At 69.5% G+C, this 8,532-nt stretch carries 4 protein-coding genes; 1 reads left to right on the top strand and 3 read right to left on the bottom strand.

The genetic code is table 11. The annotated features are described in order from the left end of the window. A partial coding sequence (locus JWP28_RS11740) for a glycosyl hydrolase (RefSeq protein ID WP_299543068.1) occupies positions 1-2,454 on the top strand: 2,454 nt, incomplete at its 5' end. Here the strand turns inward: JWP28_RS11740 and JWP28_RS11735 are convergent. The 3 genes from JWP28_RS11735 to JWP28_RS11725 all read right to left on the bottom strand — a co-directional run bounded on the left by JWP28_RS11735 (position 2,429) and on the right by JWP28_RS11725 (position 8,205). Beyond that, positions 2,429-4,414, bottom strand: a complete 1,986-nt coding sequence (locus JWP28_RS11735; RefSeq protein ID WP_299543066.1) for a cellulase family glycosylhydrolase — start codon at positions 4,412-4,414, stop codon at positions 2,429-2,431. The two genes, JWP28_RS11740 and JWP28_RS11735, sit on opposite strands and share 26 nt — an antisense overlap. Before the next feature lie 263 nt (positions 4,415-4,677). Next, positions 4,678-5,370 (bottom strand): TetR/AcrR family transcriptional regulator, encoded by a 693-nt coding sequence (locus JWP28_RS11730; RefSeq protein ID WP_299543064.1) that lies wholly within the window; start codon positions 5,368-5,370, stop codon positions 4,678-4,680. A gap of 183 nt (positions 5,371-5,553) precedes the next feature. Further along, positions 5,554-8,205, bottom strand: a complete 2,652-nt coding sequence (locus JWP28_RS11725) for a TonB-dependent receptor (protein ID WP_299543062.1) — start codon at positions 8,203-8,205, stop codon at positions 5,554-5,556. Positions 8,206-8,532 lie beyond the last annotated feature (327 nt).

Here is an 8,532-nt window from a genome sequence, read left to right as displayed (position 1 = left end):
CAGCCGCGCCCCTCGGGCATTCCGGACTTCGCCCCGCCCGCGCGGCCGCAAAGCGCCGCGGTGTCGGTCTTCGCCCTGCAGGCCTCCGGCGTGGTCGACAGGTTCGTGGAAAAGGCCGGTTTCTCGGACCCCATCGACTATGCGGCGGCGCCGACCGCGCCGGTGTCGGCCGAGGCCGCGATCCGCAAGGCCGAGGTGGTCGACCTCACCAGCGCGATGCGCCCGGACGGAAGCCTGGACTGGACGCCGCCGCCGGGCCACTGGCGGATCATCCGCCTGGGCTATTCGCTCACCGGCACGAAGAACCATCCGGCGCCCGTCGAAGCCACGGGCCTTGAGGTGGACAAGTTCAGCCGCAAGCATGTGGCGGCCTACATCGACGCCTACCTCGGCCGGTTCGAGGCGGCCGCGGGCAAGGACCTGGTGGGGAAGCGGGGGCTGCAGAACCTCTTGTCCGACAGCTGGGAAGCCGGCGTCCAGAACTGGACCGACGACATGCCCGCGGAGTTCCGCCGCCGGCGCGGCTACGACCTGACGCCCTGGCTGCCGGTGCTGGCCGGCCACGTGGTCGAGAGCGCCGAGGCCAGCGACAAGTTCCTGTGGGACTTCCGCCGCACCCTCGAAGACCTGCTGGCGCAACACTATGCGGTCATCTCCGAGGAGCTGAAACGCCGCGGCATGGGCTTCTATAGCGAGGCCCAGGGCGACGGCTGGCGGGCCATCGGCGACGGCATGGAGATGAAGCGCCACGCCGATATCCCGATGGCGGAATACTGGTATCGCCCCTTCGCCGCTGGCCCGGGCCAGCCGACGCTGAAGACCGACATGAAGGAATCGGCTTCGGTGGCGCACATCTACGGCAAGCCGCTGGTGGCCAACGAGTCGCTCACCGTCTTCACCGCCAAGGACCCGTTTAGCTTCTCGCCGGAGATGCTGAAGCCGGTGGTGGACGAGATCTTCGCCTATGGGGTCAACCGGATCGTCCTGCACACCTCCGCGCACCAGCCGTCCGACGACAAGAAGCCCGGCGTGACGCTCGGGCCGTTCGGCCAGTTCCTCACCCGCCACGAAACCTGGGCCGAGCAGTCCGCCCCGTTTCTCACCTACATCGCCCGCAGCTCCTACCTGCTGCAGCAGGGCCGCTTCGTGGCCGACGTGGCCTATTTCTACGGCGAGGACCGGCCGCTGGCGAGCCTGTTCACCGGCCAGTTCGACGAGGCCACCGGCCGCTATTTGATCGAGACGCCGGAAGGCTACGGCTACGATTTCATCAACGCCGAGGCCCTGCGCGAGGAAACCTCCGTCCAGGATGGCCGGCTGACCACGCCGTCCGGCATGTCCTATCGCGTCCTCTTCATGCGGCCGGACGCCACCGCGCTCACCCTGCCGACGATCAGGAAGCTGCAGGCGCTGGTGGAGGGCGGCGTCGTGCTGGTCGGCGCGCCGCCGAAGGGGGCGCTGGGTCTCACCGCCACCGACGCCGAGGTCCGTTCGGTCGTCGAACAGATCTGGGGCGCGGCGCCGGGCCCCTCCGGCGTCCGGTCCGTCGGCAAGGGCCGGGTCTACTGGGGCCGTCCATTGGCCGAGGTGCTGGCCGCCGAACGGGTCGCGCCGGACGTCTCGTTCGCGGGTGGCCGCCCCGACAGCTATGTGATGCAGGTCCACCGGCGGACCGCTGACGCCGACATCTACTATCTCACCAACCGCAACGACCGGCCCGAGCGCCTGGACGCGAGCTTCCGAGTCGCCGGGCGCGCCGCGGAGCTCTGGCGGGCCGACACCGGACGGAGCCAGGCGACGAGCTACCGGATCGAGGGTGACCGCACGGTCGTACCGCTGGAGCTGGGCCCGCGGGAAGCGCTGTTCGTGGTGTTCCGCCGCCCCGCGGCGTCCCCGGCCTTCACCGCGCCCACGCTGCGGACTGCCAGCCTGGGCCGGGTGGAAGGGCCCTGGCGCCTGAGCTTCCCGCCCGGCCAGGGCGCGCCGCCCGAGGTCACGCTGCCGGCGCTGGCCTCCTGGAGCGACAGCGCCGAGCCCGGCGTGAAATACTTCTCCGGGACCGCGACCTACGCCACGACCTTCGAGGTCGCCAAGCGGTCGCTTCAGCCCGCTGCGCGCCTGATGCTGGACCTGGGTTCGGTAAAGGAGATCGCCGAGGTGTCGGTGAACGGCAAGCCCGTCGGCACGGCCTGGAAGGCGCCCTATGTCGTGGACGTGACCGACGCCGTGAAGCCGGGCAAGAACAGCCTGACCGTCAAGGTCACCAACCTGTGGCCCAATCGCCTGATCGGCGACGCCCAGCCCGGCGTGACCCACAAGTACACCTGGACCGCCTTGAGCATCCTTCCGCCGAACGACCTCGTGGCCATCATCGGCCCCGGCTGGCGGGCGGACTCCAAGCTGCTGCCGTCCGGCCTGCTGGGGCCGGTCAGCCTCTCGTCGACCGGGCCCTGAGCTCAGCGGCGACGGGCACGGTGCGCGGCGCCAGGCGCAGCGTCATCGGCCCCGCCGCGGCGGCGAAGATGCGCAAGACCCCGTCGAGTTCCTCCCAGCGGCAGCCGGGCGAAGCCTCGACCACGACGCCGAACGGATAGGTGGCCGCCGGGGTCGCGATCTCCGTCGGCGCCTCGACCGACAGGTCCGCGTCGAGGACGACCTCGAACAGACGGGTGGCGCGGTCGAACCGCTGCCGGACCAGACGCCCTTGGGCGGCGCGCGCATAGGGTCGTGCGAAGCCTTCCACCCCCCGGCCACCGTCGTGCGTCCCGTCCTGCTGGTCGCGGGAGAAGATGGAGAGGTCCTCCTGGTTCCAGCCGTCGCCGATCCGCGGGTCGTTGCGGTTGGAGGCCGAGTAGTTCCACCAGGTCGCGGAAAGGCCGAGCTCGTCCAGCGCGTCGGACATCAGGTGCAGGGCGAGCGCCTGCTTCGCGAACACGCCCGGGCCGCGCGCGCCGGCGGCCCAAGCCTCATACGAGGCGCCGTGGTCCAGATCGAACTGGACGCCGATCTCCCCGATCAGGGTCGGCCCGCCGAAGGTCTCCGCGAGCGTCTTTCGGGCCTGCAGGCTTTTGACGTAGCTCCCCCGCACCTCCGCCTCGCCCCGGAGCGGCCGGCCGGTGAAGGCGTCGACATGGTCGTCCACGTCGAAGCGCTTGGTCGCCAGGTTGGCGAGGTCGTACCAGTGGGGCGCGTTGACCGAAGCCGGCGGCATGGCCTGCGGATAGAGGCGGCCCACGAACGGACCTGCCACCTCGATCTCGGCGAACAGCAGCCAGTCGGGACGATGCGCGCGCATGGTCCGCGCCACGGCCTCGAAGAACGGCGCGAAGACGTCGCGCGGTACGTCGAGCCCGCCACCGTCTGGCCCACGCCGAAAGGCCTCCTCGTCGAGCGGCGAGGCCTGGCCGCCGTTGAGGGCGTAGACGCCGGCCGCTTCGAAAGGGCAGGAGGCGCCTTCCCGCCAGATGGTGACGCCGGCCGGATTGAGCGTCCGCTCGGCCACCACCCGCGGCGCGCCTTCCTCCCGGCCGCCGAACACCGGCACGGTGGCGGGCGCCCCACGGGCCAGCGCCAGGCCGTCCAGAGGGCTGATCGCGGGGCCGATGGCGAGCGGGGAGGGATTGGCCACGCCGCGGTCGCTGAGCCCCTGTCCCAGCCAGCCGATGGAAGGCTCGTTGAGGCTCTCGAAACCGATGACGCGCGGCTGGCCCGCCAGGCGGCGCGCGACCTGGTCCAGGCAGGCCAGGTAGCGGCCCTGCAGGAAGTCCTGGACGTTGAGCCCGCCGATCTCGAATTGCGGCGTCAGCCAGCGGCCGCCGAAGAACAGGCTCCACATGACGCCGTTGGCGGGCAGCCGATAGTTCGACGACCAGGACATCCGCGGATATCCGGCCTGATGCGGACTGGGGTCGGCGTAGTCGAACGCATGCTGCATCACCAGGGCGGCGTCGGCCGCGTGGAAACGGCTGAAGTCCAGGCCGACCGCTTCGAACGTCCATCCCGGCGCGCCGCTGCCGCCGCTCATCCGGCTCCAGGCGTCCTGGTGGAAGTCCACGAACACGTAGAGGCCGTGGTCGCCGGCGCGGCGCGCCACCTCGGCGAAGTAGTCCAGGTAGGCCTCGTCATAGACGCCGGGGCCGGCGTGCTCGATGGCCTCCCAGGTGGTCAGCAGGCGCACGCAGTTGAAGCCCCAGGCCCGAAGCCGCGAGAAGTGTTCCTCCGCCTCCGCCAGCGGAAACGGCCGCCCGATGAAGCTCACGGTCCAGTGGTCCGAGAAGTCGCTGGGCCGGTGGGTTCCCCCGTCCGGCCAGGGCGTCTTCGAGTCGCCGCCCAGGTTCACGCCGCGCAACAGCACGTCGCGGCCGTCGGCGTCGATGAACCGATCGCCGAGCACACGAAGCGGAGAAGGCGGCATGGAGGAAATCCTGGAGGCCGGACGGGCTACTCTCCCCGTCCATCATACAAACAGTTTAGACCGTTTATAAATGACAGTGACAACCCATTTTGGGCGCGGCGCTAGTGTGCTGGATTTGAAGTTCGCCGTCTTCACGGGCCACGCGCCGAGCGAACTTCAAATCCACGAAAGCACACTAGAAACATACACTTGCTAGTGTCCTTATCGATTCCGAAGTTCGCCAAAGCCAGCCGCAAGCGCTTGCGAACTTCGGAATCGGGACACTAGGCCGGGGGCGACGCGGGCGGGACGCGGCCCTCATAGAGGGCGCGCAGCAGGCGCTGGAGAAGCTCGATGGCCTCTTCGAGCTCCTTGCGGTCTTTGACCAGCATCAGGTCGATGGACAGGCCCCGCACGGCGGCCACGAACAGCCGGCGCATGGCGTTCATCTCGGGCAAGTCGGGAAACCCGCCTTCCTTGAGGATCTGGTCGACCGTCGCGCGCGACGTGGCCTCGATCTGGCGCTCGAGCGGGGCCAGGCGCGCGGCCAGTTCCGGGTCCGAGCGCGAGCCCATCATGATTTCGAGCACGGCCATGGCCGAGGGGCGGGTCAGCACATCCCACATCAGCTCCGGGAACTGGAAGAACCGGTCGCGGGGCGAGGCGGCCATGGCGCCGCGGCGGCGGTATTCCTCGGTCTCGCGATCATAGACCTCGCTGACGACGGCCAGCATCAGGTCCACCTTGGTGGGATACTGGTGCAGCATCGCCCCGCGGCTGACGCCGGCCTCCTCGGCGATCAGGCCGGTGGTCGTCGCGCCGTAGCCGACCCGATGCAGGACGGCGATCGCCGCGTCGATGAGCTTGCGCTGCGTCTCGGCGCTGCGCTCCGCCTGGGTGCGGCGCTCGACCGAGGTCTGCCTCGGTCGGCGCGGCCGGCGCGGCGTGGCCGGAATGCTCGAGGCGTCATCGCTCACCGGGTCGGATCCCCCTTCTGGCCCTGGATTGTCTAACGTGGTCATCGCGCGAAGTCAGGCGGCCGTTGGACGCGAACCGCAGTCTACGGAAGAAAGGCGCCGCCCGAAGCGCTGAAAGCCCTCCGGGCGGCGAGCAGGGCAGTGGGAGGAAACGGCGCCGCTGCAAATCTTCCGATCGACCACTTAGAACTTCGCGCGAAGGCCGAGCGAGGTCAGCCGCCCGACCGTCGAGCCGTTCGCGTAGCCGACGTTGGTGTTGGCGTAGGGCGGGTCCTCGTCGAGCAGGTTGTCCACGTTCAGGGTGAGCATCATGTTCGACAGCGGGCCCCGGTCGGGCAAGTCGTAGCCGACGAACAGGTCGACCGTCTTGAAGGCGTCGACGCGCGTCTGTCCGACGAGGCCCAGGATCGGGTAGCCGCCGCGGTAGTTGAAGGCGAGCCGGCCGGTGAAGGCGTCGATCTTTCCATTCACGGAAGCCACGTAGAACAGCTTGCCCGTGCCGTTCTTCAGCGTGTCGGTGAACGGTCCGCTGCCGCCGGAGGCCAGGTCCTTGCTGAGGGTGTAGGTGCCGACGAGGCGGGCGTTGACCAGGGCCGGCCCGATGGGGCGGGTGTAGGAGACGTCGAAGTCGATCCCGTCCTGCCGCAGGGCCCCGAAGTTGTTGAGCCGGGCGTCGACCAACAGGAACGGTGAGCGGCCGACGTAGAGGCTGTCGATGCTTGGCGCGCCCAAGATGGGCAGGTTGCCGGCCGCGGCCTTAGCCTGCGCCAGGGTCGGATTGATGATGAAGAACGGCGCAAAGTTGGGGTCGGTGAACAGCGTCGCCGAGGACACCAGGCCGATCAGGTCGGTCATGTCTACCTTGTACCAGGTGGCGCTCAGCACGAGTCCGTCGATGGCGTGCGGCTTCCAGTCGAAGCCGGCCTGCCAGGTCTTGGCGGTCTCCGGGCGCAGGTTCGGATTGCCGCCGGCGAGGATGATCGTCGGCCGGAACAGGTCGGTGATGGGGCTGTTGACCGGCCGGAACGGACTGATCTGCAGGATCTGCACCTGCGAGGAGATGGCGCTCGACGATATGGTGGGCAGGTCCGGCGCGTGGAAGGCGGTCCCGTAGTTGCCGCGGATCAACAGCTCCTCGAACGGCCGGTAGTTGAAGCCGTACTTGGGATTGGTCGTGCCGCCGACGTCGTTGTAGTCGTCATGCCGGACGGAGGCCGAGAGCTCCAGGCTCCGCAGTCCGGGCCGGCCGTTGTCCGGGCCGACGATCGGCACCAGCAGCTCGGCGAAGACGGCCTTGTCCTCGCGCGAGCCGGAGGCGTTCGGGACCGGGCCCGTGGCGCTGATCGGACCGCTGCGGAGCTGCTGCTTGAGGTTCTGGTAGAGGTACTCGGCGCCCACCGCGAGCCGGACGTCGCCGCCGGGCAGGGTGAAGAGCGAGCCGTCGGCGACCACCTGGAGCTGGGCCAGGCGCTGGCTCGCCAGCGCCAGATTCTCGAAATCGCCGATGGTCGCCAGGACGGCCGGGTTGGTGGCTGAAAGGTCGTAGGGGTTGAGCGCCGTGGCGGTCGTCGTCCCGCCTAGCGCCAGTGCGCCGGCGGAGGCGTTGACCAGGTCCTCGTGGATCTCGTTGTAGCTGCGTCCGACGTTGGCTTGCGCGCGCACCTGCCAGCGATCGGTGATGTCGTATTTCAGCGTCGAGGTGGCGCCATAGGACTGGAACTGCTGGGGCGTCACGTTGCTCGGGCCGAACACGCCGGCATAGGAGAAGGCCACCGACTGCGAGGTCTCGGTTCCGATCGGCCGGAAGTACGGGTTCGCCGCGGTGATGACGCCCGACTGCGACGACTGGACGGTGCGGACCACGGTGTTGCGTTGCGACCAGTAGGCCGTCTGGGTGAACTCGAGGTTTGGCGCCAGCTGCTGCACGAACGATCCGAACACGCTGTGGCGGGTTTCGCGCGGATAGATGTCGACGGCCTTCTGGTCGTCGCAGCGGTTGAGGGTCCCGGCCACCCGCGCCGGCAAGGCGTAGGTCGTCGTACCGACGGTGATGTTGCCCGGCGTGCAGGCGGTGTTCCTCAGGTCCGAGCCGCCCTGGGCCGTGTGGTTGGACGTGGCGTAGTCCCGGTTCGCGCCCAGCAGGTCGTCGTGCCAGGCGTAGGCGTAGGACAGGACGGCCGAACCTCCGGTCCAACGGCGGCCGACCGTCAGATTGGCGTCGGCGGTGCTGTAGTGATCGGCGACGCCGTAGTGGCCGGTCGCCTCGACGCCGTCGAAGTTGCGGCGGGTGACGAAGTTGATCACCCCGCCGATCGCGTCGGAGCCATAGATCGAGGAGCCGCCGCCCGGCGTCACCTCCACCCGCTCGAGGACGCCGGGCGGGATGATCGTCGGATCGGGAAAGGTCTGCAGGACGCCCGCGCCGACGATCCGGTGGCCGTCCATCAGGATCAGGGTCGTGCTGTCGCCGGGCAGGCCGAGGTTGCGCAGGTTCGGCGTCACCAGGGGACTGCCGGCATCCTGGTTGCCGCGGGGCAGGGTTCCGAAGAAGCCGATCTGGGGGATCGTCGCCAGGAGGTCGCCGGACGAGGCGACGCCGGTCGCGATGATCTCTTCACGCGGGACGCTGATCACGTCCGTGCCGGTCGGCGCTACGCCGCGCAGCAGGGTGCCGGTGACCACCACCTCGGACACCTCCCCGGGCGGATCGCCGGCCTTGGCCGCCGGCCGCCCGGCGGGTGGTGCGGCCTGGGCCTGCGCCGCCGCTGCGGAAAGCAAGGCGGTCAGGGCGAGCGCGCCCGACACAGATGACCTGAGGAGTTGCTTGCGAGTCATGGTTTCCTTCCCCCCGGGAGCTGTGAGCTCCTCGTCTTGAATGCACTCTACATACGGGATAGCCTGCTTGTAAATGGGTCATCGGTCACGCGGTCGGACTCGCAAAGGCGAAGGGGAGGGGGCGTGATTCGTTCGAGATCAGCACGCTTGGGGATGGGCTTGGCGAGCGGCCTGGCCCTGCTCGCGGCCGGGCCGGCTATGGCCGCGGCAGGGCCCGTCGTGTCCGTGGAGAGCGGCGCGATCGCGGGCGAGCCGGCGGGCGCCATTTCCGTCTTCCGGGGCGTCCCCTATGCCGCGGCGCCGGTCGGCGCGCTGCGCTGGCGCCCG

The organism is Phenylobacterium sp., from assembly GCF_028290885.1.
In the GTDB taxonomy this organism is placed as follows: domain Bacteria; phylum Pseudomonadota; class Alphaproteobacteria; order Caulobacterales; family Caulobacteraceae; genus Phenylobacterium.
This window is presented reverse-complemented; position numbering and strand designations above follow the sequence as displayed.